At 70.3% G+C, this 26,770-nt stretch carries 23 protein-coding genes; 2 read left to right on the top strand and 21 right to left on the bottom strand.

Features of this window, described 5'->3' with window-relative positions:
* The 5 genes from ACR9ZK_RS05805 to ACR9ZK_RS05825 all read right to left on the bottom strand — a co-directional run.
* Positions 1 to 228, bottom strand: a 228-nt coding sequence (locus ACR9ZK_RS05805; RefSeq protein ID WP_481340939.1) for a GntR family transcriptional regulator, incomplete at its 3' end; no start/stop codon positions are given.
* Positions 225 to 1,256 (bottom strand): ABC transporter permease, encoded by a 1,032-nt coding sequence (locus ACR9ZK_RS05810; protein WP_481340940.1) that lies wholly within the window; start codon positions 1,254 to 1,256, stop codon positions 225 to 227. The genes ACR9ZK_RS05805 and ACR9ZK_RS05810, both read right to left, overlap by 4 nt.
* Positions 1,249 to 2,193, bottom strand: a complete 945-nt coding sequence (locus ACR9ZK_RS05815; protein WP_481340941.1) for an ABC transporter permease — start codon at positions 2,191 to 2,193, stop codon at positions 1,249 to 1,251. Before ACR9ZK_RS05815 ends, ACR9ZK_RS05810 begins: the two co-directional genes overlap by 8 nt.
* 47 nt (positions 2,194 to 2,240) lie before the next feature.
* Positions 2,241 to 3,518, bottom strand: coding sequence for an NAD(P)/FAD-dependent oxidoreductase (locus ACR9ZK_RS05820; protein WP_481340942.1), 1,278 nt, complete (start codon positions 3,516 to 3,518; stop codon positions 2,241 to 2,243).
* A 91-nt stretch (positions 3,519 to 3,609) separates the two neighbouring features.
* Positions 3,610 to 5,079, bottom strand: coding sequence for an ABC transporter substrate-binding protein (locus tag ACR9ZK_RS05825; protein ID WP_481340943.1), 1,470 nt, complete (start codon positions 5,077 to 5,079; stop codon positions 3,610 to 3,612).
* A 325-nt stretch (positions 5,080 to 5,404) separates the two neighbouring features.
* On the opposite strand from ACR9ZK_RS05825, the gene ACR9ZK_RS05830 reads away from it, so the two are divergent.
* Positions 5,405 to 6,097 carry a GntR family transcriptional regulator gene (locus ACR9ZK_RS05830; RefSeq protein WP_481340944.1) on the top strand — a complete coding sequence of 231 codons (693 nt, stop codon included), beginning with the start codon at positions 5,405 to 5,407 and terminating at the stop codon, positions 6,095 to 6,097.
* Between the two features lie 70 nt (positions 6,098 to 6,167).
* On the opposite strand, the gene ACR9ZK_RS05835 is transcribed toward ACR9ZK_RS05830, so the two are convergent.
* Positions 6,168 to 6,899 carry an SDR family NAD(P)-dependent oxidoreductase gene (locus ACR9ZK_RS05835; RefSeq protein ID WP_481340945.1) on the bottom strand — a complete coding sequence of 244 codons (732 nt, stop codon included), beginning with the start codon at positions 6,897 to 6,899 and terminating at the stop codon, positions 6,168 to 6,170.
* Between the two features lie 22 nt (positions 6,900 to 6,921).
* A complete protein-coding gene (locus ACR9ZK_RS05840) occupies positions 6,922 to 7,647 on the bottom strand; it encodes a VIT1/CCC1 transporter family protein (RefSeq protein WP_481340946.1) in 726 nt (241 codons plus the stop codon).
* A 120-nt stretch (positions 7,648 to 7,767) separates the two neighbouring features.
* Between ACR9ZK_RS05840 and ACR9ZK_RS05845 the strand changes: the two genes are divergently transcribed.
* Complete coding sequence (locus ACR9ZK_RS05845; protein ID WP_481340947.1) at positions 7,768 to 8,172, top strand: ArsR/SmtB family transcription factor; 405 nt, start codon at positions 7,768 to 7,770, stop codon at positions 8,170 to 8,172.
* 30 nt (positions 8,173 to 8,202) lie between these two features.
* On the opposite strand, the gene ACR9ZK_RS05850 is transcribed toward ACR9ZK_RS05845, so the two are convergent.
* The 14 genes from ACR9ZK_RS05850 to ACR9ZK_RS05915 form a co-directional block, all read right to left on the bottom strand.
* Positions 8,203 to 8,619: an antibiotic biosynthesis monooxygenase family protein gene (locus tag ACR9ZK_RS05850; protein WP_481340948.1), complete on the bottom strand. Its 417-nt coding sequence runs from the start codon at positions 8,617 to 8,619 to the stop codon at positions 8,203 to 8,205.
* A gap of 103 nt (positions 8,620 to 8,722) precedes the next feature.
* Positions 8,723 to 9,391, bottom strand: a complete 669-nt coding sequence (locus ACR9ZK_RS05855; protein WP_481340949.1) for a haloacid dehalogenase type II — start codon at positions 9,389 to 9,391, stop codon at positions 8,723 to 8,725.
* Positions 9,392 to 9,445: 54 nt separating this feature from the next.
* Positions 9,446 to 10,630, bottom strand: coding sequence for a cation diffusion facilitator family transporter (locus tag ACR9ZK_RS05860; protein ID WP_481340950.1), 1,185 nt, complete (start codon positions 10,628 to 10,630; stop codon positions 9,446 to 9,448).
* Between the two features lie 363 nt (positions 10,631 to 10,993).
* Positions 10,994 to 12,622: a peptide ligase PGM1-related protein gene (locus ACR9ZK_RS05865; protein WP_481340951.1), complete on the bottom strand. Its 1,629-nt coding sequence runs from the start codon at positions 12,620 to 12,622 to the stop codon at positions 10,994 to 10,996.
* Positions 12,619 to 13,779: a response regulator gene (locus ACR9ZK_RS05870; protein WP_481340952.1), complete on the bottom strand. Its 1,161-nt coding sequence runs from the start codon at positions 13,777 to 13,779 to the stop codon at positions 12,619 to 12,621. Before ACR9ZK_RS05870 ends, ACR9ZK_RS05865 begins: the two co-directional genes overlap by 4 nt.
* Positions 13,776 to 14,171: a response regulator gene (locus ACR9ZK_RS05875; RefSeq protein ID WP_481340953.1), complete on the bottom strand. Its 396-nt coding sequence runs from the start codon at positions 14,169 to 14,171 to the stop codon at positions 13,776 to 13,778. Before ACR9ZK_RS05875 ends, ACR9ZK_RS05870 begins: the two co-directional genes overlap by 4 nt.
* 373 nt (positions 14,172 to 14,544) lie before the next feature.
* Positions 14,545 to 17,244, bottom strand: coding sequence for a GAF domain-containing protein (locus ACR9ZK_RS05880; RefSeq protein WP_481340954.1), 2,700 nt, complete (start codon positions 17,242 to 17,244; stop codon positions 14,545 to 14,547).
* Positions 17,245 to 17,389: 145 nt separating this feature from the next.
* Positions 17,390 to 18,055: a polysaccharide deacetylase family protein gene (locus ACR9ZK_RS05885; protein ID WP_481340955.1), complete on the bottom strand. Its 666-nt coding sequence runs from the start codon at positions 18,053 to 18,055 to the stop codon at positions 17,390 to 17,392.
* 185 nt (positions 18,056 to 18,240) lie between these two features.
* Entirely contained in the window at positions 18,241 to 20,691 is a 2,451-nt protein-coding gene (locus tag ACR9ZK_RS05890; protein WP_481340956.1) for a glycoside hydrolase family 32 protein, read from the bottom strand.
* Positions 20,692 to 20,892: 201 nt separating this feature from the next.
* Positions 20,893 to 22,485, bottom strand: a complete 1,593-nt coding sequence (locus ACR9ZK_RS05895) for a glycoside hydrolase family 32 protein (protein WP_481340957.1) — start codon at positions 22,483 to 22,485, stop codon at positions 20,893 to 20,895.
* 4 nt (positions 22,486 to 22,489) lie between these two features.
* A complete protein-coding gene (locus ACR9ZK_RS05900; RefSeq protein WP_481340958.1) occupies positions 22,490 to 23,605 on the bottom strand; it encodes an ATP-binding cassette domain-containing protein in 1,116 nt (371 codons plus the stop codon).
* Entirely contained in the window at positions 23,602 to 24,618 is a 1,017-nt protein-coding gene (locus ACR9ZK_RS05905) for an ABC transporter ATP-binding protein (protein WP_481340959.1), read from the bottom strand. Before ACR9ZK_RS05905 ends, ACR9ZK_RS05900 begins: the two co-directional genes overlap by 4 nt.
* Positions 24,615 to 25,667: an ABC transporter permease gene (locus tag ACR9ZK_RS05910; RefSeq protein WP_481340960.1), complete on the bottom strand. Its 1,053-nt coding sequence runs from the start codon at positions 25,665 to 25,667 to the stop codon at positions 24,615 to 24,617. The genes ACR9ZK_RS05905 and ACR9ZK_RS05910 overlap by 4 nt, the downstream gene beginning before the upstream one ends.
* Before the next feature lie 9 nt (positions 25,668 to 25,676).
* Positions 25,677 to 26,654 carry an ABC transporter permease gene (locus ACR9ZK_RS05915; RefSeq protein ID WP_481340961.1) on the bottom strand — a complete coding sequence of 326 codons (978 nt, stop codon included), beginning with the start codon at positions 26,652 to 26,654 and terminating at the stop codon, positions 25,677 to 25,679.
* Positions 26,655 to 26,770: the final 116 nt, after the last annotated feature.

Consider the following 26,770-nt stretch of genomic DNA (forward strand, 5'->3'; position numbering starts at 1 on the left):
CACCCCTCGATGGGGCTCGCTGAGCAGCAGCCCCTCCTGGACGAGTCGCTGCAGCGCCTCGCGGACCGGTCCACGGCTGACGCCGAAGCTGTGGGCCAGCTCCAGCTCGTTCAGCTGCGAGCCCGGTTCCAGGGTGCCGTTGACGATGGTCGTCCTCAGCCGCTCGGTGACGATCGAGGCGAAGGTGGTGCGCGGGATGGGGGCCGCGGACGGTGCGTCGTGGATCACAGCACTTCCCCGTCCTGCAGGGCCCCGCCCGCGGGCACCGCCGCGGGGGCGGTGGCCTGGGCCGGAGCGTCGGGCGGCACGGTGGCCGGGCCGCGCTTGCGGCGTTTCTTGGTGTCCAGGCCCTGGCCGATCATGGTGACGGACAGCGCGGTGATGAAGATGGCCAGGCCGGGCAGGATGCCCAGCAGGGGTGCGCGTTCCATGTAGGGCTGGGAGTCCAGCAGCATCTTGCCCCAGTCGGAGTCCGGGGGCTGCACGCCCAGGCCCAGGTAGGACAGCGCCCCGACGGTGATCAGCTTGTGCCCGAAGCGCAGGAACCCCATCGCGACCACCGGCCGGGCCGCGTTCGGGATGACGTGCCGGAAGATGATGTAGGCCTTGGGTGAGCCGAGGATCTCGGCGGCCTCGACGTAGTCCTTGGCGTTGATCTCCAGCGCCAGCCCGCGCATCAGCCGCGCGAACGGGGTCCAGCCGGTGATCGTCAGTGCCGCGATGAGCGTGCCGTACCCGGGGCCGAACAGAGCGATCAGGAACAGCGCGACGACCACGTCCGGGAAGCAGATCAGCATGTCGACGCTGCGCATCACCAGCTCGTCGACCCAGCCGCCGCGGCGGGCGGCCAGCGCCCCGATGATGCCGCCGGTGACCGCGCAGATCACCAGCGTGATCGCCGCGATGGTCACCGAGAACCGCCCGCCCCACATCAGCCGGGACAGCACGTCCCGGCCCAGGTGGTCGGTGCCGAGCCAGTGCTGGGCCGAGGGGCCGGCCAGCCGCTGGCTCAGGTCCTGCACGGCCGGGTCGTGCGGCGCGATCCACGGCGTCAGCGCCAGGACCAGCAGCACCAGGGCCAGCAGCCCCGCCCCGATGCCGAAGGTCCAGTGCCGGCCGCGGGCCCCGCGCAGCATCAGCGAGAGCACGTTGGGCCGGTGCGGCGTGGCCGAGGACAGCGCCGAGGGGCGCTGGTTGGGTCGCGGGCCGGGCACGGTGGCCGGTCGGGTCACGGTCTCAGGCACGGTCTCAGGCATGGCTGGTCACCCTTATCGAGGGGTTGAGGACGCCGTAGAGCAGGTCGGTGGCGGTGTTGATGATCACGGCCAGGGCCAGGATCCACATCAACCCGCCCTGGATGACGGGCACGTCGTTGTTCAGCACCGCGGTGTACAGCAGCCGCCCCATCCCGGGGATGTTGAAGATCACCTCGATGACCACCGACCCGCCCAGCAGCCCGGCGAACCAGAACGAGAACAACGTCATCACCGGCAGCATGCTGTTGCGCAGCCCGTGCCGCACCAGCGTCTGCGGGAAGCTCAGCCCCCGGGACCGGGCCGCGGTGATGTACGGGGCGGCCAGCACGTCGGTCATCGCCGCCCGGGTCACCTGGGTGAAGTAGCCCAGCGGGCGCAGCGCCAACGCCGAGGCCGGCAGCACCAGGTAGCTCAGCCCGCTCCACCCACCCGAGGGCAGCCAGCCCATCGTGCGCGCGAACACCAGCACCAGCACCGGACCCACCCAGTACTCCGGGGCCGAGACCGCGCTCTGGGAGGTGAACGTCACCACGTTGTCCACCTTCCCGCCCCGCGCCGTGGCCGCCCACGTACCCAGCGGCAACGCCAGCACCAACGCCAGCAGCAACGACGCCAACGCCAACGTCATCGACACCCCCAACGCCGGCACCACCAGCTCCTGCACCGGCTCCCGGCTGGTGAACGAGAACCCGAAGTTGCCCGTCACCACCTGACGCAACCAGTCGAAGTACTGCACGTACAACGGCCGGTCCAGACCCAGCTCGTGGGTCAACGCCGCCACCTGCGAGGGGTCCAGCGCCGGGTCACTGACCCGCGCCCGCAGGATCTTGCGGGCCGGATCCCCATCACCGGCATACGGGATCAGGAACGCCAGGCCCGAAACCACCACCAACGTCACCACCAACGTGGCCGCCCGGCGGGTCAAGAAGGTCAACATCGCATTACTCCAGAAAATGGTCGACAAAGACCGGTCGAAGCTCGGGACTACTTGATGACGTCCTGAAACTTGTAGTAGGCGCCGGCGAACGGCAGGAACCAGGGCGGGCCCACATGGCCGGGAATCCGCTTGAAGGCGAGGTCGCGCCAGGGGTTGGCGTCCGGGACGCCGTTCAGGTACTCCGCCATCTGCTTGCCCATGTAGGTGGCCATCTGCACACCGTGGCCGGAGTAGCCGAGGGAGTAGAAGAGCCCGTCGTGCTCGCCGGCGTGGACCATGCGGTCCAGGCTCATGTCGACGAGGCCACCCCAGCAGTAGTCGACCCGCGCGTCGGCGAGCTGCGGGAACACCGAGACCATCGCCTTCTGCAGGATCCGGCCGCTCTTCTCGTCCGACTGCGGGCTCGACATCGCGAACCGGGCGCGGCCGCCGAACAGCAGACGGTGGTCTGGCGTGATCCGGAAGTAGTAGAGCAGGTTCTTGGAGTCCGAGGCCATCCGCCGGTTCGGCAGCAGCTGGTCACAGACCTCCTTGCCGAGTGGCTCGGTGACGATGATGAAGCTGCCGACCGGCGCGATCCGCAGCTGCATCCACCGGAACGGGCGCCCGGTGTAGCCGCTGGTGGCGACCAGCACCTGGTCGGCGGTCACGCTGCCGCGTGGTGTGACGACCGTGTGCTGGGTGCCGCTCCGGCGGACCACCTCGTCGACCGGCGCCTTCTCGTGGATCTGCACGCCGAGGCGGGCCGCAGACTCGGCGAGCCCGCGGGTGAACTTGCCGACGTGCAGGCCGGCGCCCTTCGGGTCGACCATCGCACCGTGGTAGTAGTCGCTGGCGATCTCGGAACGGATCTCGTGTCCGGGCACCATCTGCGTCTCGTAGCCCAACCGCTCGGCCAGGACCTCGTGGGTCTTGCGCAACCCCTCGTAGTGGGCCGGCTTCGCTGCCAGGTTCAGCTTCCCGGTCCGGGCGAAGTCGCAGTCGATGCCTTCCTCGCCGACGAGCTTCTCGACGGTGTCGATCGCGTCGTTGTAGGCGAGGAACAGCGTGCTCGCCGTCGGGAACCCGTAACGGGAGATGGCGTCCCGGAACCCGATCGACAGCCCGGTAGTCGCCATCCCGCCGTTGCGCCCGGAGGCGCCGAATGCGACGGTCTCTCGTTCGAAGACGGCGACCGTGGCGCCCTTGCGGGCCAGGTGCAGGGCCGAGGACAGGCCGGTCAGCCCGGCCCCGACCACGGCGACGTCGACGTGGCCGCCCACGTCCGTCGTCGACCGGTCCGGTCCCTTGGGGGAGGTGTCAAGCCAGTACGGCGTGAACTTCATTGTCCACTCTCTTCCTGGGTCGTGTCCGGGGGGACGGTCGGCCCGCCAGAGCCGTCCGGGGACCGAGCCGTCCCCCCGTCGTCGATGCGGGTCAGCCCACGCTGAGGTCCGCGGTGAGCACGTAGAAGTTCAGCGGGTGGGTCTTGAAGCCCTTGACGTTGGACGAGACGGCGGTCGTCAGGGACTCCTGGACGAGGAACACGCTGGCTGCATCGGCCTGCAGCTTCTCGGCGATCTTGGCGTAGAGCTCGTGCCGGGCCTCGGGGTCGGGCGTCTCGGCGACCTTCTGGATCATGGCGTCGGTCTGCGGGTTGCAGTAGTGGGCGATGTTGAAGCTGCCCTTGCAGCCGTAGTCCGAGCTCAGGTAGCCGGCCGGCTCGCCGACGTCGAGGAGGTAGCCACGCGAGAAGAGGGCGGCGTCGTAGTTGCCGGCAAGGAAGTCAGGCTCGAACGAGGCGTACTCACCCGCCTTGATCTTCACCTTGATGCCGATCTTGGCGAGCTGGTCCTGGATCACCGCGGCCAGGTCGGCGAACTCGGGCCGGTCGTTGTAGGCGATGAGGGTGAAGCTCAGCGAGCTCGGGTCCACCCCTGCCTGGCTGAGCAGCTGCTTGGCCTCGTTCGGGTCGTACGCCGCGGGCTTCGCGCCCTTGGGCGCCCACGGGTCGTCGGGCGAGAAGGGTCCGCTGGCCGGCTTGGCGCCGCCTTCGTAGACGCTGCTCGCGATCGCGTCGAGGTTGACCGCGTGCTGGATCGCCTGACGCACCAAGGGGTTGTTGAACGGCGGGCGCGAGTTGTTGAGCATGAGCGCCGTGGTGCGGGGCGCCTGGAGCGAGTCCACCTTGATGTTGTTGGACCCCTGGAGGGTGGCCTGCGACACCGCGGGGACAGCCGACGCGATCTGCACCTCACCGGACTGGATCTGGGTGACCCGGGTGGCGCCGTCGACGATGAACCGCACCTCCGCCGACGCGAGGTGGGGCTTGCCGCCCCAGTAGCTGTCGTTGCGCTTGAGCTCGAGCGACTGCCCGGGAACCTCGCTGACCACGGTGAACGGGCCGGTGCACGTCCCCTGGATGTCGATCTTGTCGCCGGTGTACGCCTTCGGCGCGAGGATCCCGGTGTTGGGGCTCGCGACGCGCAGCGGCAGGAGCACGTCCGGCGCCTTGGTGGTGATCTCGACGGTGGAGGCGTCGACCGCCTTCACCCCGACGACCATGCTCGGCTTGAACGCCCGGGCCGGCGTCTTGGCCTTGAGCACGTGGTTCAAGGCTCCCGCCACCGCGCTGGCGTCCATGGGCGTGCCGTCCTGGAACTTGACGCCGGAGCGGAGGGTGAAGCTCCAGACGGTGGGCTTCACCTGCTTCCACGAGGTGGCGAGGCTCGGCGCGACTGACCCGCCCTCTTGGTAACGGGTCAGGGTTTCGAGGCATCCGGCCCTCGAGAGATCGATGGCGTCATCCGTTTCCAACGCCCAGGCCGCCTGCGGAGTCTTGAACTCCGCGTAGACGACGCGTCCGCCGGCGCCGTTGGCGCCGTCGCTGCTCGGGGTGCCGCCCATGCCACAGGCCGTGGCGGTCAATCCGACAAGTGCCAGGGCACTTGCCCAGCGAAGTCGACCCATTTCTGAACTCCTAGGTGTGCGTGCATCGTTGGACGCAAGGGGTGTGTTCAGTTCCTCAGCAGACCATGCAGTCTGTATTTTGTCAACAACTTTCAGTTGACGAATTGCGTTCTGACTCTTGAAAACTGGACGATTCCAGCGCGTAAATCGCCCCTTTCCTGACGTATGCGGTCCGTATACTGTCGACTGTTGTGCCGATTGGGTACGACGTCAGGTGAACCGTGGCCGGACGGGGCCGCGCGCATTTTCGAGGAGTTGTCCGATGGCCGCCCAGAGCTCGCCGAGCCCGATCCCACGGGTCACCCTGGCCTCGATGGTGGGAGATCGAATTCGCGCCGACGTGGTCGAGGGCGCCCTGCCCCCGGGCTCCCAGCTCAACGAGGTGGAGCTCGCGACGACCTTCGGGGTCAGTCGTGGTCCGGTCCGTGAGGCGCTGCAGCGGCTGATCCAGGAGGGGCTCCTCCTCAGGGAGCCCCATCGAGGGGTGTTCGTCCCGGTCATGACGCCCGAGGACGTCGACGACATCTACCTGGTGCGCGAGGCGATGGAGACCACCGCCGTGCGGCGCCTGGCAGGTCTGTCGCGGACAGCCTCCGCGTCCAAGGCGCTCGACAGGATCGTGCGCGCGATGGAGACGGCGGAGCGGGCCGACGACTGGAACACCGTGGCCTCCCGGGATCTGGACTTCCACAGCGCACTGGTCGCAGCGGCGGACAGCCCGCGCCTGGAGCGCATGTTCACGACGGTGATCTCCGAGACCCGGCTGTGCCTCGGCGTGCTGAGCGCTGCCTACGACACTCGTGACGACCTCGTGGAGGAGCACCGCCGAATCAGCGACCTGATCCGGCAGAACGACGTCGACGGCGCGGTGGCGGCACTGAAGAAGCACTTCGACGACGGGGTGGTGACGCTGAAGCGTCGGCTCGCGTCCCGTGGCGGCCCGCAGGCCGGCTGAACCGAGTCCCCGGACCACCCATGGGTGGCCTCCGGGGCGGGTCTGCGCTCGGGGGCGGCTCACGCTTCCCCTACGGTCGATCTCCGGCGGCCAGCGCCTGACGGTCCTCGTCGAAGCACCGGCCCGTGGGTCCGTCGTCGGGCAGCGTCGCCAGCCACACCGCCGTGTCGGCCGCCAGGTCCGACGGGCGCTCGGCGTCCGGACTCGCGGGCGGGCGGGTGCAGCCGGGCGACGCGGCGTTGACGAGGATGCCGTCGAACTCCACCTCGGCGGCCAGGACCTGGGTCAGCATGACCAGGGCGGCCGTGGAGACCTGGCCCGCGGGCGAGCCCGGCGCCGCTGTGCCCTCGGTCCCGCCCAGGGGGCTCGACACGTTGACGATGCGGCCGTACCCCCGCGCGCTCATGAGGGGGACCGCCTCGCTCGCGCATCGCCAGGCCCCGAAGAGGCTGGCCTCCATCGTCGTGCGGACCGTCGAGAGGTCCGGGGCCGCGGCGCGGTGCCGCGGCCCCTCGACGTCGGGCTCGGCGTTGTACACGAGGACGTCGACCGAGCCGTAGAGGCCGACCGCCTGCTCGAAGGCGGACCGTACCGAGGCGTCGTCCTTGACGTCCATCGGCACACCGGCCACATCACCGCTCGCCCAGCCCTCGAGGCCCTTGGCCGCCTCGTCGGCGCGGTGCGCGTCAGCGGCGGTCAGCACGACCCGGTAGCCGAGCTGGGCGAGCTGCCGGGCGATTGCCAGCCCGAGGCCCCGGCTGCCCTCGGTCACGAGGGCGACTCGCTTCTCCAGCACGTCCATTGAGCTCAGCCCCTGTGGAGCGTCAGCCGGTGACGCCCACGCCCATCGCCAGTCCCACGAGGTAGGTCGCGCCGGCGGCCATCGCCCCGAAGCCCAGCTGCCGCAGGCCACTGAACCACCACGGCACGACGGTCGCCATGGAGGCCAGGCTGCCGGCCACGAACAGTCCCACACCGCCGACGGCAAGGCCGTAGAACAGGGAGGTGAAGCCCAGCAGGAAGGGCAGCAGCGGGATGATCGCGCCCAGCGAGAAGGTGACGAACGAGGAGACCGCTGCGACGCGGGGCGACGGCTTCTCGCGCGGGTCCAGGCCGAGCTCCTGGGTCACGTGCACGAGGGCCGCGTGCTCGGGGTCGCGGTGGACGTCACGTGCCGCCGCGGCGGCGGTGGCCTCGGTCATGCCCATGCTCGCGAACATCTCGGCGAGCTCGTGCTCCTCGGCCGCTGCGTGCTGCCGGATCTCGTCCGACTCCTTCTCCCACTCCCGGTCGACCTGCTCGTTCTGGGTCTTGACGGAGGTGTACTCCCCCATCGCCATGGAGAAGGCACCGGCGACGAGCCCGGCGAGCCCGGTGAGGATGACGTAGCGGGGGGCGACGCCGGCGGCGCCGACACCCGCGACGAGGGCGATGTTGGTGACGAGGCCGTCCATGGCCCCGAAGACGGAGGCGCGCAGCGCGCCTCCGGAGACGTCGGCGTGAGTGTGACCCACCTCGGCGGGTCCGGAGGGGATGAGGGTCTTCGACATGCGCATACCATAGGTGATGTGTAGACTGTCGACAACGCAGGAAAGCCTGTCCTAAGGTATGCGAGCGCGGCCTCGCGCGCTGTTCTTGCCCGGCCCACGACAGCGCCTTAGTGTCTTCGCATGCGCGCAGCTTCGCGAACGCCGCGGGCCATGCCGTCCCGCGAGCAGGTCGACCTCGCGGTCGAGGTCTTCAGGATGCTCTCCGACGCCACGCGGGTCCAGCTGCTCTGGGCGCTCCTGGACGGCGAGATGCCGGTGAACGAGCTCGCCGACGCGGTCGGGAAGCCGGCGCCCGGCGTCTCCCAGCACCTCGCCAAGCTGCGGATGGCCAGGCTCGTCTCCACCCGCCGCCAGGCGAACCAGGTCTTCTACCGGATCGAGGGGGAGCACGTTCGCCAGCTCGTGGCCGATGCGATCTACCAGGCCGAGCACGCCGCGGGCGGGATCCCGGAGCACCACCGCGCGGACACCTCGGTGCGCGAGATCCGTGAGGCGGGCGAGGCCGGCGCAGCAGCCGAGAGCTGAGCCGCGCCGAGCCGCTCCCCCGGGCCCAGTTCAGGCGGCGGCGACCTCGGCGACGACGCCCGCATGGATGTGGAGCATCCGGGCGAAGAGCCCGTCGCCGCGGGTGAACTTCAGCGGGACCTCGCCATTGGCGGCGACCGCGTCCTTGGTGCCGTCGAAGAAGGCGGTGCCCTGGTCCGGGGTCTTGTCGCTCTTGTCGTCGGGGTAGAGCGGGTTGGTCGTGTTCTCGATCTTGGGCCACAGGGCTCGGGCCGCCTCGGTGGACTCGAACTCCATGATGAGGACCACGGTGTCCGGCAGCAGCTCACCGGCGACCTCCTCGAGCACGGATCCGCCGAGGTACCCGGGGTGCCCGTCGAGCGACCGCAGCCAGTCCTCGAGGTACTTCCGTGCCTGCTCCCCGTGGCCGGGCTTGGCCACGTTGATGAAGATGTCGCGTCGCTTCATGGAGTTCCTTTCGCGGGTGCGGCCGGGGGCCGCGGTGACGGGTTTCGGTGGCGACCGGCCCGGGCACGTCGCTGCGAGGCGCGCCGGCCCGGTCCGGGTGTCGTCAGAGGTCGAGCAGGGCGGCCAGACCGGTGAGGTCGCTGACCTCGTGGTAGCCGTAGTACGGCGTGCTGGGCTCGTAGCCGCGGTTGACGTAGACCTTGTTGGTCACCCGCAGGTCGTGCGCGGGAATGAGGTCGTAGCGCAGACTTGATGACACGTGCAGGATGTCCTGCGGACCGCAGCCCAGCTGGTCGAGCATGTACTCGAACGCCTGCAACCGGGGCTTGTAGGCCTGGGCCTGCTCGGCGGTGTAGACCGCGTGGAAGGGCGCGCCCAGCTTGTCGACGTTGCTGTGGATCTGCTCGTCGGCGGCGTTGGACAGGATCACCAGCGGGTAGCGCTGCGCCAGCGCGGCCAGGGGTTCCGGGACGTCGGGGTGGGGTCCCCAGGAGGGCACCGAGTCGTAGATCGCCTGGCCGTCGCTGTCACGGTGCTCGATCCCCCACAGCTTCGCGGTGCGGGCCAGCGCGTCGTTGATCACTTGGTGGTAGGGCTTGTAGGCCCCCAGCACCTCGTCGATCCGGTAGGCCTCGAAGTCGTCGAGGAAGTCGTCCATACCCTCGGCCGGGACCCGGTCGGCGACCAGCCTCCGGGTCACCGCGCTCATCCCGAACGCGGTCAGGGTGCCGTAGCAGTCGAAGGTGATGTACTTCGGGTCGGCGTCGATCATGCGGGCGTGCTCCTGTCTGTTCGCGGGTTGTCGGGCGTCGTGGGGCCGGTGGGTTCAGTCGTGGTGGCTGACCAGGGCGTGCGCGCGGTCGGCGTCGCGGGCCAGCGGCTCTGCATGGATGGTGGCCGCGGTCAGGCGTCGCACACCGTGGACGAGGTCGTGCTCGACCTGGTGGCTCAGGTGGTGGGCGTCGATCAGCGACAGCGTCGAGTCCACGGTGACGCGGGCCTCGGCGAGCAGCTTGTGGCCGTGCCAGCGCAGCCGGATGTCGGTCACGTCGACCACACCCGGGGTGGCCCGGATGACCTGCTCGGCCTGGTCCACGAGGTGCGGGTCGACGGCGTCCATCAGCCTGCGGTAGACCTCCCGGGCGGCGTCGCGCAGCACGAAGAGGATCGCGCCCGTGATGAGCACGCCGATGACCGGGTCGGCGATCGGGAAGCCGAGCCAGGCGCCGCCGGCGCTGAAGACGACGGCGAGGCTGGTGAACCCGTCGGTGCGGGCGTGCAGCCCGTCGGCCACGAGGGCCGCGGACCCGATGCGTCGGCCGGTGCGGATCCGGTACTGCGCGACGACCTCGTTGCCGACGAACCCGACGACGCCCGCGATCGCCAGCACCGCCAGGTGCTTGACCTCGCCGGGGTTCATGAACCGCATGACCGCCTCGTAGCCGGCATACGCGGCGGACAGGGCGATGAGCGCGACCACGACGATCCCGGCCAGGTCTTCGGCGCGGCCGTAACCGTAGGTGTAGGCGCGGGTTGCCGCCCGGCGCCCGACGATGAACGCGATGGCGAGCGGGACCGCGGTGAGGGCGTCGGCGTAGTTGTGCAGGGTGTCGCCGAGCAGCGCCACCGAGTTGGTGTAGAGCACGACGATCGTCTGGACCACGGCGGTCAGCAGCAACCCGACGAAGCTGATCTTCAGGCACCGCATGCCCTCGCGGCTGGTCTCGAGAGCGGAGTCGACCTTGTCGGCGCTGTCGTGCGAGTGCGGGACGAACAGCTCCTTGAGGAACCCGACGATCCCCCCGCGGTGCTCGTGTCCGCGCCCCTCGCCGTGGTCATGACCGTGTCCGTGGCCATGTCCGTGGCCATGTCCGTGGCCATGTCCGTGGCCAAGTCCCTTGTCCTGGCCGTGTCCACCATGGTCGTGGTGGCCACCGTCATCGTGGGGATGGGGATGCGGGTGGGGGTGTGGGTGGGCTTGAGCGCGGTGCTCGCTCTGGGTACTGCTCATGGCTCCCTCTCTCCGTTCGCTGCTTCTCGCTCCTCGGCTCGTGGAAGCGCGCAATCCCTTGCGGCGGTGCGCTTTCCGGCGACCCCCCGCGAGCGCCGGGGCGCCCGGGGAGCCACCGGCGTGACGCCCTCCCTGTCGTGTTCCGCCGGTGCGCGCCGTTCGCCATCCATGGGCCTCGAACGCTGCACCCGCGGGCCGGGACAGCTTCGCTCAGGACGAGGCTTTAGCTGCGAGTTTGCGTGTATGCGTAGATAGTAAGCATGCCCGAGTCCTACCGGCAACCCCCGCGCTACTGCCCGTCCCCGTCGACGGCCCGGGCGAGCCGCGCCGACACCGTCCGGATGCGCCTCGGGGTGTCGGTGCTCAGGACGGCACCGAGGGCGGTACCAGCGCCGCACGGGCCTCGGCGAGCAACGCCGACTCCGCCCGGTCGAACAGGTCCTGGGCGGAGTCCGCCGTGTCGGCGATCGCCGTCATGCCGACCCGGCCGCACTCGGTGATCGAGCTGATCATGTGGAAGATGACGCCCGACTGCCGGGAGGCGTCGAAGTGCAGGCCGGACCGTGCGACGAGGTCGAACAGGTCGGAGACGCGCAGTCCCATGAGTGCCGGGTCCTCGAGGTGGTCTGTGGCGACGAGATGGCGCTCCTCGCCGCCGGGGGTGCGGAAGACGCCCTCCTCCGCGACGTAGACGCCGTCGGTGAGGTACTGGAGGGTGAGGAAGGGGTGGGTCGTGCCGCCCTTGCGCAGGTTGATCTCGATGGAGTGGGCCTCCCACGCGTCACCGCGGCGCACGACGACGAAGTCGACGGCGAAGCGGCCCAGCACGCCCTTCTCGGCGAGCACCCGCCCGACCTTCTCGGCGTCACGGGTGATCGTCGTCGCGTAAGCGGGGTCGGCGGGGAAGCGGGCGCCGAGGTACACCTGCCCGCTCGGCCCGCCGAGGATCTGGTCGTGCGTCGAGAGGACCTCGAGCTCACCGGGCGGCGTCACCCGCATCTGCACGCTCGGGCTGCGCACCTCGTCGCCGACGACGCGCTCCTCGACGATGCCGCCCCGCTCCTCGAGCCGCCGCAGGTACGCCTCCTTCGGCGTCTCCTCGCTCTCGAGCCGCATGCCGCGCACGCGCTCGTCGACCGCCGCGCGGAGACCGGCCCCGTCGGCCTCCGGCAGGTCCCGCAGGTCGACGAGGGCGTTGCCCGACCCGGACGCGCCCTCGTTGAGCTTGACCATGGCCCACTCGGCCGCCGGCCGCGCGGCGTGCAGGTCGAGGACCGCGTCGACCAGGTCGTCCACGCCGTGGAGATCCTCGGCACCGAAGGGGTGGGCGACACCGGCCCCCGCGAACACCCTCCGGCAGCCGGTCTTCGTGCCCAGGGGGTAGAGCCGCGGGTCGGCGGCATACATCGGGATGCCGAGCAGGAGGGCGAGGTCGCGTTCACGGGTCGTGCTGTTGTACGGCACGAGGTGCGAACGGCCGGGGTCGGGGATGAGCGAGCGCAGCTGCGCGACCACCCGCGGGCGGGTGAGCAGCTTGTCGGTGAGCGGCGTCGCTGACGAGTCGCCCACCGACACCAGCGTGAGGCGGGCGCGGGCATGGCTGGGGATGACGCCGGGGAGCAGCGAGAGGTAGTACTCGACGATCTCCTCGCTGATCGGCATCGACGTCACGAAGACCATCCGCAGCCGCGGCTGGCGCAGGAGCAGCAGCATGAAGAGGAACCGCTCCTCCATGGCCTGGTTCATCGCACCCGCCGAGGGGCCGATCCGGTCCACGCTCATCGACGGCACGATGACGACCGACTCGAGGGGGTCGTCCTGGCGAAAGTGACCCCAGATCCCGGGCAGCCGAGCCTGCAGGGTGTCGAAGAGCCGGTCCACCTCGTCCGGGGCGAGCTCTCGGAGCGGCCTCGGAGACCCGGTGCCGGTCGTCCTGACGTCCGTCGTGCTGGTGTCGGTCGTGCTGGTGTCGGTCATGCTGGTGTCGGTCACGGGTCCACCCCCTCCTCGGCGAGAGTCATCCCGAGGACCTCATGGACCTCGAGCGGTCGGGCGAGACCGCGCAGCTGGAGCGGTCCGAGCGAGCGGGTCTCGAAGCGTCCGTCGAGCCCGGCGAGCACGCGCGGGCTGACGAGGATCTGCCGGGCGGTGGCCGATGCGCACAGCCGGGCCGCGACGTTGGTGACGGTGCCGATGGCCGCGTAGTCCCAGCGCCCTTCGAAGCCGACCCGGCCCAGGGTCGCGTAGCCCTGGGCGATGCCGACCCCGAAGCCGAGGTCGTGGCCGCGCCGCCGCCAGACGGCGGTCAGCTCGTCGACCCGGTCCCGCATGTCGAGGGCCATCCGCACCGCCCGCTCGGGGGCATCCGGGCACGGCGGTGGGTCGTTGAAGAACACCATGAGCCCGTCACCGGCGAAGTGCTCGAGCGTGCCCTCGTAGGCGAAGACGCGCTCGCCAAGCGCCGAGTGGTAGTCGCGCAGCACCGACATCGTCTCCTCGGGCTCGGCCGTCTCGGCGAAGGCGGTGAAGCCGCGCAGGTCGGTGAAGACCGTGGTGATGTCACGCCGGTGGCTCTCGAGGAACGACTCGTCGCCCGACTCGACGATGAGCCCGGCGATCTGCGGGGACAGGAAGCGTCGCAGCCGCCCGAGCCGCTCGAGGTCGTCGACCTGCTCGGCCACACGCGACTCGAGCTCGGCGTTCCACTTCTCGAGGGCGGCCGACTGCTCGAGCACCGTGTCGTGCAGACGTTTCACGCGAGCGAGCGACCGCACGCGGGCCAAGAGCTCGGCCTGGTCGAAGGGCTTGGTGATGAAGTCGTCGGCGCCGACCTCGAGGGCGCGCAGCCGTTGCTGCACGCCGCTCGCCGTGACCATGACGACCGGAAGCAGCGACGTCCGCGGCTCGGCCTTGATCCGCGCGCAGGTCTCGTAGCCGTCGATGCCGGGCATGAGCACGTCGAGCAGGACGACGTCGAACTCCGCCTCGGCGAGGGCCGCGAGCGCCGCCGTGCCCGAGGGCTCCGAGCGGACGACGAAACCACGGGGCTCGAGCACGGCGTGCATGAGCTTGCGGTTCTCCTCGAGGTCGTCGACGACGAGCACCCGCACACCCGCGAGGGGTGCGACCGGGGCGGGCGCCGCCGTCACCGCTCCCCCGCCTCGTCGCGTCCGGGCAGGTGCCGACGGACCTGCGCAGGGAAGTCGCGGACGCTGATCGGCTTCTCGAGGTAGCCGGCGAAGCCTGACGTCAGGGCGCGTTCGCGGTCACGACGCATGGCGAACGCCGTCAGCGCGACGACCGGGATGTGCGCGGTGGGCGCGTGGCCGCGGAGCTGCTCGAGTGCGGCGAACCCGTCGATCCCGGGCAGCTGCAGGTCCATGAGGATGACGTCGGGCAGCGCGGAGCGCGCCTGCTCCACCCCTTCCTCACCGGTGGTCGCGACGACGACGGCGAAGCCCGCATACTCCAGGACGTCGCGCGCGAGCTTGAGGTTGCGCGGGTTGTCCTCGACGAGCAGGACGACGGGTGGCCGGGTCACGACTCCCCCTTGCATCCATGAAGGTGCCGTCCCGCCGGTGCGGGGCGTCCGTCGAGGTCGGCCCGGTCGTTGTCGATCGTGTCGTCGCGCTGCTCGAACTCGGTCACCGAGTCCCCCCATCACGCCCGTGCGCTGCTCTGCGCCTGAAGGTCGAGACTCCCCACAGCAGTGTCCTCCCGCCGGGCGCACCGCATCCGGCGAATGCCCGGGTCGGGCACGATCGGGCAGCCGAGATCGGCCCGGACGGGCCGGACCCGCGTCACGAGTGGCCGCCTTCGGGCGTCGGCGTGCTGCCCTGCACACGCCCACACACCGCCGCCACCGCTGTCGTCGACGTCCACGTCGACGCCACGTCGACGTGGCGGCGGGCGGGTCAGACGCCGTCCCCCCGGCCCGCCACGTCGTCCCCTGCCGGGCCTGCCGCGGCGACCTGGGCGAGCCGGTGGGCAAGGCTGGCCAGGTCGAGCCCGGCCTTCTCCGCGACGAAGGCGATGCGGCCCTCGAGGCGACGGCGGTCCTCCGGCGTGAGCGACTTCGCCGTGAGGACGACGATGGGCGGACCGCTGGGCGAGCCGTCGGCACGCAGCTCGTCGATGACCGCGAACCCGTCGACACCCGGCATGAGCAGGTCCATGATCACCACCGACGGCTTCACGGAACGCACGAGGTCTGCAGCCTCGAGGCCGCCGGAGCACGTGTGGACGGTCCAGCCGAGCGGCTCCAGGGTGCTGCGGACGAGCTTGAGCGCGAGCGGGTCGTCGTCGACCACGACAACGCTGCGCCCCTGCGGCAGGGTGCCTTCTTCAGCGGTGCTGGGAGTGTGCTGGAGGGCTCGCGCCATCGCGGCGAGCAGCAGCTCCCCACGCACCGGCTTGACGAGGTATTCCGTTGCGCCCAAGGCGAGTCCGCGACCACGCTCGGGCTCGACGCTGACGACGACGACGGGTACCACCGCCGTGGTCGCGTCCGCCTTGAGGGCCTCGAGGACGTCCCACCCGGTCATGCCCGGGAGATGGATGTCGAGCACGACCGCCGCCGGCAGGAGACGGCGGACGGCCTCGAGGCCTGCCTCGCCGGTGCCGACGCTCACCGCGTGGAGCCCGGCGGTGCGCAGGTGCAGCTCGACGAGCTCGGCCGACCTCGGGTCGTCCTCGATGACGACGACAGTGGGTCCCGGCTCCGCGGGCTCGTCGACCATCCACCGCTCGCCGGGCGACTCGTCGTGCGGCTCGGCGTCCGGGCCCGCCTGCGGGATCCGCAGGCCGAAGGTGCTGCCCTGCCCGGGCGTGCTCTCCACCCACATCGTCCCGCCGTGCAGCTCGACGATCTGCTTGCTCAGCGTGAGCCCGAGACCCGTGCCCTCGGCCGTCGGCGCCGAGCGGCTGCCCTGCTGGAACGAGTCGAAGATGCGCGCCTGGTCCTCCGGCGCTATGCCGACGCCGGTGTCGGCGACGGTCACGACGAGCTCACTCCCCTCACGATGCCCGCGCACCCGAACCGACCCCCCGTCGGGCGTGAACTTGACGGCGTTGCTGAGCAGGTTGAGCAGCACCTGCTTGACCCGGAGCTCGTCGGCCGTCACGAGCCCGAGGCCCTCCCCGGCGTCGAGGGACAGGTGGATGCCGTGGAGCGCCGCGCGCTCGCGCACGAGGGACAGGGCCTGGCCGATGACGTCGACCACGGGGAACGTGGTGAGGTCGAGCTCCATCCGCCCGGCCTCGATCTTCGACAGGTCGAGGATGTCGTTGAGCAGTGCGAGCAGGTGGTGGCCGGCGGCGTGGATGTCCCTGAGGTAGTCCTCCTGCCGCTCGTTGAGGTCGCCGAACATCTTCTCGAGCAGCACCTCGGAGAACCCGATGACGGCGTTGAGGGGCGTGCGCAGCTCGTGCGACATGCTCGCGAGGAACTCCGACTTGTGCTTGCTCGCCTCCGCGAGGTCGGCGCTCTTGAGCTCGAGCTCCTGGTAGAGGCGCGCGTTGGTCAGGGCGACCGCCGACTGGTTGGCGAAGGTGTCGAGCAGGTCGCACGTCTCTCCGCTGAACGAGCCGGTCCGCTTGCGCCGCACCACGAGCGCGCCCACGACCCGGTCCGGGCGCACGAGCGGGACGGCGACCAGCGACTTCCACCCGGATGCGTGCAGCACGGCGAGGTGCTCGTCGAGCTGGGCCTCGTCGAGGTCGGGGATCTGCAGGACGCGGCGGGTTCGAGCAGCCTTGCCCACCCACGTGCGGTCGATGTGGATCTCGGCGGCGCGCAGGGCAGCCACCGTGTCGTCGCCCGTGCCGTAGACGGTCCGAACCCTGAAGAGTCCGGTCGACTCGTCGTACTCCATGAGCGACCCGCCGTCGGTGTCGGACAGCTGGACCGCGTGCGACACGATCGTCGCGAGCATCTCGTCGGGTACGAGGCTCGAGCTGATCGCCGCCCCGACGTCGGCCAGGCCCTCCAGCTGCTCGACCTTGCGCGCCAGCTCGGCAGTCCTGCTCTCGAGGGCGGCGAAGAGGTCGACGTGGCGGAGCGCGAGAGCAGCCTGCTCGGCGAAGGTCGCCAGCACGCGTTCGTCGACGTCGTCGAAGGGTTCCACCCTGTTGCGCTGGACGTTGAGCGCCCCGACGACCTCGTCCCCGACGATGAGGGGCGCGCCGATCATCGAGCGGAACCCGGAGACCCGCTGGATGTCGGAGCGGTTGTACTCCGGGTCGGTGAGCGCGTCGGTGATGTAGTGGATCCGACGGTCGATCGTGACGCGCCCGACCAGGGTCCCCCGGTCGCGCGTGATGGGGTGCTCCTGCAGGAAGCGGCGGTGCTGCTCCGACATGCCGCTCTCGCGAGTGAGGACGTACGTCGCACCCTTGACGAGGTAGATCTGGGCGGTGGCCGCGTTGAGCAGCGTCCGCGCGTTCTCGACGACCGCGTCGAAGACGCTGTCCGGGTCGCCGGACGAGCTCGTCAGCACCTTCAGGATGTCGCTGGTCGCGCGGAACTGTTCCTTGACCTGGGTGAGACGACCTACCAGCGCCTGGCGCGACATCACCGCGACGCTGTCCTCGGACCCCTCTGCGAACCTGTTCATGCGCGGGCCCCTTGATCACTGGTGCCTCGATGCCCCTCCCCAGCAGTGTCCTCCCGCCCGGTCCCGTGCGTTCGAGAATGCCGCCGCTACGTCGCCGCACTCGCCACCGGCAGGTGAACGAGTGGGAGCCACGTCGCGGGGTATGTCACGCAGGTGAGCAGCACAGCCGGCCGGGGATCCAGCAGGCGCGCTGCCCGACATGGCACGACCACGCAGAGGAGGAGTGGTGGCTCGTACGAAGAAGCTCCCGTGGCTGTGCCGGATGGGCAGGCATGACTGGCAGGTCGTGGGCGGCAGCGACACCCTGCACGCCCAGCGCTGCCGGCGGTGCAAGCAATGGCAGACGGTGCGGGACGAGGGATCTGAGGCCTAGCCTCGGCATGGTCGCGTCAGCGGGCCATGAGCCCCCGATGACGTAGCCGCGAGCCCGCAGCTTCGGGATGAGGATGTCGACGGCGGGCACAGTCTGCGACCGGTCACCACCGCCGTCGTGCGCGTACTCCATCCGGTTCAGGTGCGAGGTGACCGCGGTGTTCGACAGCAGCGTGAGGTCCGGATGGCTCCACGTGTGGTTCCCGACGAGGTTGCCGTAGCTGCGCAGGGTGCGCCGGATCGACGGGTACGAGGCGACGTTCTGGCCATCTCGAAGAACACGGCCCGCACGCCGGCGTGCGCTGGAAGGTCGCCGAACAAACGGGACCAGCGACGAATGAGACAGGAAGAGAGACGACGGCCGTTCGGCAACTCCCCGACGGAAATGTCGCAGGGTCCGGCGGATCGACTCCGCGGCGACTCCGCCTGTGGAGACCAAGCCGCGGCTTGGCGGGTGCCACTCGAACGGCGGGCTCCGCGCCGGGGCCTCGCCTGTCGGATGTCGTGCGATCGAAGCAGACTCCCGGGCGAGGCCCCTGCGCGGAGCCGGATCCCTCGACTCGGCATCGGGCCGTTGAGGCGCTGAGCGAGCACTTCGAACCGGACCGCGGCGAGTTTCGCCACTCAGTTGATCGCCCGCGCCACCACCTTCGCGTCGACGGTGCCGCCTACCGCGTAGGCGGCGATGCCGTCGCTCGAGAGGTCGGGGAAGATGAGGTCGGTGATCGCGACCCGACCATCGCGGGTGAACACTTCGACCGAGGACCGGTCCACCAGGATCCGCAGCTTCAGCTGGCCGTCGACGAGCGGCACGGCGACATGCTGTGTCCGGTCGAAGACCGGACTGAAGGAGTCCTCACCCGAGGCGCTCCGGTCGACGTAGAGATGCCCGTTGGACCAGCCTATGCGGGTGCCCTGAGTTCGGCCCTTGCGGACCACGACACCGGCGTCGCTCGTCCCGTGCGGAGTGAGGGAGACGTCGAGGTCGAGGGCTGTCCCCCGCAGGTCGAGTGTCCGGCTGCCGGTGATCCCGTTGACGCTCTGGGTGGTTGCCCTGCCCAGGCTCTTGTTCAGCTCCACGACGGGCTTCTGCACCAGCGTCGGACGTCCGCCCACATCGGTGAGGGCCAGCTCTCTCGCGATCGACTGGCTACCGCGCCATGGTGAGGTGGGCGTGGAGTTGGCGTAGTCCCAGTTGCCGATCCACCCGATCTGCACCCGTCGGTCGCCGAGCAGGTTGTTGAAGGTCACCGCGGCGTAGTAGTCGGCGCCGTGGTCGATCCATCGCGTGCGCGCGGCGCTGTCGAGCGCCGGCGCGTCGGCCAGCATGGGCTGGTCGGCGTAGAGGTGGCCCCAGCCGCCCGTGGCGTCGTCGATGAACTCCAGGTGCCCGGTCCGGCCCTGCAGCTGGGCGACGTCCCATGAGGTCCAGTCGAGCGAGGGGCTGTTGGTGCCGGTGGCGGATCGCACCACCTGCCCGTCGACGACGAGGTTGGCGGTGGTCTCCTGGCTCCAGGGTGCGGCGGCCGTGTCGGAGAACACGATGTGGTCGAGCATGAGGTGGCCCCAGTCGGCGGTGCGCTGGTCGGTGACCTCGATGTGGGCGCTCTTGCCGCGCAGGGCACTGACGTCCCAGGCCCGCCAGTTCAGGTTGGGTGAGTTGTCCCCGGTCTCGGACCTAACGACCTGGCCGTCGACGACCAGGGACACCGCGGTCGGCTCCGGTCCGGACAGCGGGTGGTTGCCCCCGGCGACGAGCAGGTTGATGAAGTCGCGGCTGATCGTGAAGTCGGGCGAGCGCACGGTGCCCACGGCGGGGTCGCAGCCGGCCCAGCAGGTGTCCAGCACACCGCGACCGACCCGGCCCGGCAGGTCGCTCCACGTGGTGTTCACCAGGTCGGTGAAGCTCCCGGTCCCGGTCCAGCCCGCCTGCAGCCCGTCGGCCTCGAAGTCGGCGAAGAGATCTCCCGCGGGCGGGGCCGTGGAGCCACCCTCGACGTGGGGGTAGTTCCCGCCGCCGACGAGCAGATTGAGGTACGGCTTGTCGATCTGGAAGTCCGGTGAGGTCAGGGTGCCCTTCTCCGCGTCCCCGCTGCCATAGCTGTCGACGTACTTGTTGCCCATCGCGCCGAAGACGTCGGCGGGTGGCGTGTCGGGACCGTTGCCGAAGGCGGTCCCGGTCGTGGTCCAGCCCGGGTCCCATGTGTCGCCCTCGAAGTCGCTGATGACCCTTCCGGCAGGTGGCGTGTACGACGCGTCCGGGGAGGTGAAGGTCGAGCCGTCGAAGTCGCCGATGAAGTACTGCACCTTGCCTGAGACGCTCAGGGTGAGCACCCACTTTGTCGTGGTTGCCCCGGCCGCGTTCTTGTAGGGCAGGGGGAACAGGTCGGGGCACTCCCAGACGCCGCCCGTCGCTCCTGCGGGACCGAAGTCGCTCTCGTGCCGCCAGGTCTTGAGATCGGCGCTGGAGTAGATCCCGACCTTCCGTTCGACGGACTTGGCCACGACCATCACCCACCGGCCGGTCTTCTCGTTCCAGCTGACCTTGGGGTCACGGAAGTCGTGGGAGCCGATGTCGAGCACCGGGTTCCCTGCGTACTTGGTCCACGTCTCGCCGGCGTCGAGGCTGAACGCCAGCGCCTGACGCTGCAGACCGGTGTCCTTGTCGCGACTGGTGTAGATGGCCACCAGTGGCGGGTTGGTCGCGGTGCCGAACCCGGAGGTGTTGGCCCTGTCGAGCACGACGCTGCCCGACCAGACTTCCTCGTTGGCGTCCGCAGCGATCGCGACCCGGTGCTCGGTCCAGTGGACGAGATCCGTGCTGGTGGCGTGCCCCCAGGACCCGTTCCCGGCGGTGTTGCCCCACGGGTTGTGTTGGTAGAAGAGGTGGTAGACGCCCTTGTACTGGATGAGGCCGTTGGGGTCGTTCATGAAGTTGGCAGCCGGCGTGTAGTGATAGGTCGGCCGCCATTGACTGGTCTCGGTGGTGTTGGCAGGTGTGACCGCGGCGGCGGGCACAGCGACGGTCGTGGCGACAGCAGCCGCGAGCACGACGAGGAAGGGATGGCGTATCACGTGAGGATCCTTTGACAACGTTGTCAGAGCCGGCCCCGAACGGGTCATGACGTGTGGTGAGTGGATTCATGTGGGGACCCCCCGAACTGCACCGGATCCGGCCGGTTCGGAAGCTCCCTGAGGTGGTCGGCGAGGTGTCGCCGCTGCACCGGGCACGACAGTCGGTGTCCCCTGACGTGCGGGTCTGCTTGGGTTAGGCAGTCACGGCTCTGGCCACAGCGCTCGCGGGCCGTGCCAGATGTCGCGCATCTCCCAGCTCGACGAGCTGCGCAGCGTCGCCGAACCGGCGAGGAGCCTGAGGGAGCAGCCGACGGCGTCCGGTCGTGTCGGGTAGACGCGGGCGGTGAGGGCGCGGCCGTTGACGAAGACCTCGAGCGCCGAGTGGTCGACGAGCACCCGGACGTCGACCCGCCCGTCGTCGCCCACCGGCACAGTCCCGGCGCGGTCGGTCGCGTCGACGGACGCGTCGAGGCTGCTCCGCGATCGGTTGAGGCGTACGTTGCCGATCGTGGAACCCTCTGGGCCCCGGGCGATCTCGAGCAGAGTGGTCTCCTCGCCGTCATCGGTTTCACGTACGGCCAGGGCGATCGTCGAGTCCGGCGCCAGCGTCAGCGTGAACTCGACATCGAGCTGGTCGCCGCGTCCGAGGAGGGTCGCTTCGTCACGCGTCAGCTCGGTGACCTCGACCCGGTGCTCACGGCCGCGTAGCGACGCGACCTCCTCGACGGGTGAGAGGTGCAGTTCGCCGTCTTGTCCGAGAACGGCCTGGCGAGGCAACGACATGACACCCGACCATCCGCAGGCGATGGCGTCATCATCCGTGCGCCCCTCCTGGAGCCACCCGAAGAGGATGCGTCGTCCACGGTTGTCGGAGAAGCTCTGCGGGGCATAGAAGTAGCGACCGCCGAGGTCGAGACGGTGGACCGCCTCGGGCGTGAACGTGTCCCCGGTGTAGGCGCCGCTCAGGTAGAGCGGATGGTGGGTCACGCCCTCGTGCCAGGCCGAGAAGACGAGGACGTGGGAGGCCGGCGACGCCAGGTCCCGGTCTGCCGCGGCGTCAACGTGGGCGGTCGGTGGCTGGAAGAGATCGACGCACTCCCACATGGTGCCCGCCCAGTCCGGGTCGCCCGGGGCCCCGATGGAGGCGTCGCCGACGACGAGGGGGCCGACGAAGGTCCAGTCGCGCAGGTCGCTCGACTCGTAGAGGAACGCCGCGCCGCCCCGGCCACGTACCCCGGAGCCGACGAGCTGGCGCCACACGTCACCCTCCTTCCAGACGCAGTGGTCGCGGAAAGCCGGCACGTCGTGACCAACCGGCGTGTCGTCGATCACCGGGTTGGCCGGCTCCTTGACCCAGGTGCGCAGATCCAGGGAACCCACTGCGACACAAGGCAGTTCGCGACCCTCACGCCTGCCCGAGTAGACGATCGTCGGCACACCGTCGTCGTCGACGAGGACGCCGCTCCAGCAACCGTCGCGGTCAGGACCCGTGTCGTCGGGCACGAGGGCCACCGGCTCGTCGGTCCACGTGACGAGGTCGCGGCTGGACGCATGCCCCCAGTGGATGCGATGGTGCACCGGCGCGTACGGGTTGTACTGGTAGAAGAGGTGGTACGTGCCGCCCCACTGGCACAGGCCGTTGGGGTCGTTGAGCCATCCCGCCGGTGCGACGAAGTGGAACCTCGGCCGGTGCGGGTCGGCCTCGGCGTCCGCGACGAGGTCGGGCTCGAGGCGGGTGCCCCCAGCCGGAGCGGCGGTGTTGCGGTCGGGGCGCGGCAGGTCGGCGGTCGTCATGGGATCAGGTCCTCGGAGCTGTGGCGTGGGTCGTGGTCGGGCTGGTCTCCGCGCCGTCGCCGGCGGCCGACACCGCCTCGGCGATGACGCGCGAGGCAAGGGGCGAGGCGGGCGCGTAGCGGTGACAGCGGACCCAGTGCTCCCGACCGGCCTCTCGGGAGAGCCAGTGGTGCACGGGATTCACGTCACTGCAGGGGTTCTGGGAGTCCCCGCCGTGAGGACACGTCGTCGGGTGGAGCACCGCCTCGCGCAGTGCGCGGCGATCATCGGGGTCGAGCGCCGTCGCGCGGTGCGGGTCTGGAACGGCCGAGAGCAGGAGCCTCGTGTACGGGTGATCGGCTTCGTCCATGAGGGTGAGCGACTCCCCGCCCTCGACGAGCTCGCCGGCGAACATGACGTTCGTCGTGTCTGCGACGTAGCGCGCCGAGGCGAGGTCGTGAGTGATGTACAGCATGGCGATGCCACGCTCGTCTCGCAGCCGGCGGATGAGGTTGAGCAGTCCGACCCGCACCGACACGTCGAGCATCGACGTGGGTTCGTCAGCCAGGATGACGTCCGGCTCCGCGGCCAGTGCCCGCGCGACGCCGACGCGTTGGCGCTGACCTCCGGACAGCTCGTGGGGGTAGCGCTCGAGCAGTGCCGGGTCGAGCCCGACTGCCTCCATCAGCTCGACGAGCCGCGCCCGGGTCTGCCGCGCCGACGTCGTGTGCCCGTGGATCTCGAGCGGCCGGCGCAGCACGTGCTCCACGCGGTGAGCCGGGTTCAGCGAGCCGAACGGGTCCTGGAACACCATCTGCACCCGACGGCGGTAGGCCCGGCTCGCCCGGCGCCGCTCGGTTCGCAGCACGTCCACGCCGTCGAGGACGACGGAGCCGGCCGTCGGCTGCTCCAGGCGGGCCAGGCACCGGGCAATCGTCGACTTGCCGCTGCCGGACTCCCCGACGAGCGCAACGATCGAGCCGCGCGGCAGGTCGAGGTCGATGCCGGCGACGGCTCGGACACGGTTGCGCGAGAAGAGGCCGCCGAGCCGGAACTCCTTGACCAGACCGCGGACCCGGACGACCGGCTCGGTGAGGGGGCCGGCGGTGGGGGCCGGCGGTGTCGGTGGGGCGACAGTCATCGTCCGGCTCCGTTCGTTGCTGCGACGCGTGGTGTCGTGGTGCTGGTCCCGGCTGTGCCCGTCGAGCCCGAGCGGGCGACCCAATGACCCGGCTCGACCTCACGCAGGTCGGGAATGCTGGTGGAGCAGTCGGACCGGTCGGGCGGGCACGTGACGTGGAAGCCGCACCCGTCGGAGGACCCACCCGCGCGCACGCGGTCCGCGAGTCCGACGAGCTCGACCCGCGGCCCGTGCAGAGGCGGGAACGCACTCATCAACGACTGCGTGTACGGGTGCTCGGGATGGTCGAAGATGCGTCCGGCGGCCCCCAGCTCGACGACACGGCCGGCGTACATGACGGCGATCCGGTCGGACAGCTCGACCATGAGCGACATGTCGTGGGTGATGAAGAGGACCGAGAAGCCGCGCTCCCGTTGGAGTCGTTGGATCTGGGCCATGATCTCCTGCTGGACGACGACGTCCAGCGCGGTCGTGGGCTCGTCCATGACGAGGAGCTGGGGCCGCAGCGCCGACGCCATGGCGATGACCACCCGCTGGCGCATGCCGCCGGAGAGCTGGTGCGGGTACGAGCGCAGGCGGGAGGCGTCGATGCCGACGAGCTCGAGGAGCTCGGCGCTCTGCTTCCGGGCACCACGTCGCGTCGCGCCTTCGTGCGTCGTGAAGATGTCGCCGAGCTGCTCGCCGATCGTCAGCACCGGGTTGAGTGAGTTCATCGCGCTCTGGAAGACCATCGCCGCGCGGCGCCACCGGTAGCCGCGCAGGGCGGCCTCGTCCATCGCGAGCACATCCTCGCCCGCGAAGCGGATCGCGCCCGACGTGACGCGTGCCGGCTCCTTGAGCAGGCGCAGCACAGCCATGGCGATGGTCGACTTGCCGCACCCGGACTCGCCCGCGAGGCCGAAGACCTCGCCCTCACCGATCGCGAAGCTGACGTCGCGCACGGCGACGACGGGACAGGCACCGACGGCGTACTCCACGGTGAGGTGCTCGACCTCGAGCAGCGGCGCGCTCATCGAGTCACCTCCGCTGCAGCGACCGGGCGCGTCGCGGCGCGCGATGAGCGGGAGGAGCGAGACGCCGCCTTGCGCCGGCGGCCGCGCAGCCGCGGGTTGGTCACCTCGTCGACGCCGTAGTTGACGAGGGCGAGCGCGAAGGCGACGAGCGCGATGCTCAGGCCCGACGGGACGAAGGCCCACCACGCGCCCGACATGAGCGCGCCGTCGTTGCTCGCCCAGTAGAGGTTCGTGCCCCAGCTGACGACCGAGCTGTCACCAAGGCCGAGGAACTCGAGCCCGGCCTGGGCGCCGATGCCGAAGATGACGCACGCGAGGAAGGTGCTCATGACGACGGACGCCATGTTGGGCAGGATCTCCCGGAACATGATCCGCCAGGCCCGCTCCCCCGAGACGATCGCGGCCGCGACGAAGTCCTTGCCGCGGATCGAGAGCGCCTGGGCTCGTAGCACCCGCGCGCTGCCGGCCCATCCGGTGACGACGAGGACGAGCACCACCGTCGCCGAACCCGGCGGGAGGAAGGCCGCGAGCACGACGAGCAGCGGCAGCCCTGGGAGCAGGAGGAAGACGTTGGTCACGAGGGACAGCACGTCGTCGACGACCGAGCCGAAGTAGGCCCCGGCCAGGCCGACCACGACCCCGATGAGCGTGGCGACCGTTCCGACGACGAAGCCGACGGCGAGCGAGCTGCGAGCGCCCCAGAGCGTCTGTGCCAGGACGTCCTGCCCCTTCGCGGTCGTGCCGAGCCAGTGGCTCGCACTCGGCGCCTCGGAGGCAAGGTCGCCGATCGCCGTCGGATCACCGGGGGCGAGCACCGGCGCGAGGAGAGCGAGGAGGGCGAACGCACCGAGAAGCGACAGGCCGACGACGGCCTTGGGGCTGCGGAACAGGCTCCCCAGGAGACCGCCGCGGACGACGGTGGGGACCCACGAGCGGCGCGTCACGGACGGCGTCAGGCCGGGTTCGGGTGATGCAGCGCTGGGTGCACCCGGCGCGGTGAGCCCGGAGGCGCTGGCGGGAGCCAGCGCGGGGTCGGTGACGGAGGGCATGGTCTGCTCCTAGGAGACCCGCACACGCGGGTCGAGACGGACGTAGACGAGGTCGACGAGGAAGTTCGCGATGAGCACGGCCGCGGTGATCGTCAGGAAGATCCCCTGCATGAGCGGGAAGTCGAGCGCCTGCACCGAGGCGAGCAGCTGGTAGCCGACGCCCGGGTAGGCGAAGACGACCTCGGTGAGCAGGGCACCGCCGACGATGAAGCCGAGCGACATGCCGAAGGAGGTGACGCTGGGCAGCAGCGCGTTTCGGGCGGCGTAGCGGACCATGATCCGTCCGCGCCGCAGCCCTTTGGCCTCGGCCATGGTGATGTAGTCCTCCGAGGCCGTCGCGATCATCGCGTTGCGCATCCCGAGCAGCCAGCCGCCGACCGAGACGAGCACGATCGTGAGCGCCGGCAGCACGAGGTGGGTGGCCACGTTGGCCGCGAACGGCGCCGACCACTCCGGCACGACACCGACGTCGAAGGCGTGCCGGAGCGGGAACCAACCCAAGGTCACGCCGAAGAGGTAGAGCGCCCCCATCGCGAGCCAGAAGTACGGGAACGAGCCGATGAACACGAGCACCGGCGGCAGGGCCGAGTCCAGGACGCCGCCGCGCCGCCACGCCACGACCGCGCCGAGGACGGTGCCGAGGACCGCCGCAATGACGAGGGAGGTGAGTCCGAGCAGCATCGTCCAACCGATCTGCGACGAGATGACCTCCGACACCGGGGTCGGGAAGCGCGAGATCGACACGCCCATCTCGCCGCGGAAGATGCTGGCGACGTACGAGACGTACTGCTCGACGACGGGACGCTGGTCGAGGCCGAAGAGGCGGCGCAGCTGCTCGACCTGGTCCGGCTCGAGCCGCGCCCCGGACTGGGTGAGCATCCGTGAGACGGGGTCGCCGGGCATGAGGCGCGGCAGCATGAAGTTGAGGGTGATCGAGACCCAGAAGGCGATGGCGTAGAAGCCGAGTCGGCGCAGGAGGTAACGCATGCCGTCGTCAGCCCCCTTTCGAGAAGGTGGGTTCGGCCCGGGGGTGTGCCGGCGTATGCCGGGTGGCCGGGTCGGGCGGGTGGTGGTCGCGGGGGCCAGCCAGGTTGGCCCGGCCC

The organism is Monashia sp. HAY1-5C, from assembly GCF_056755255.1.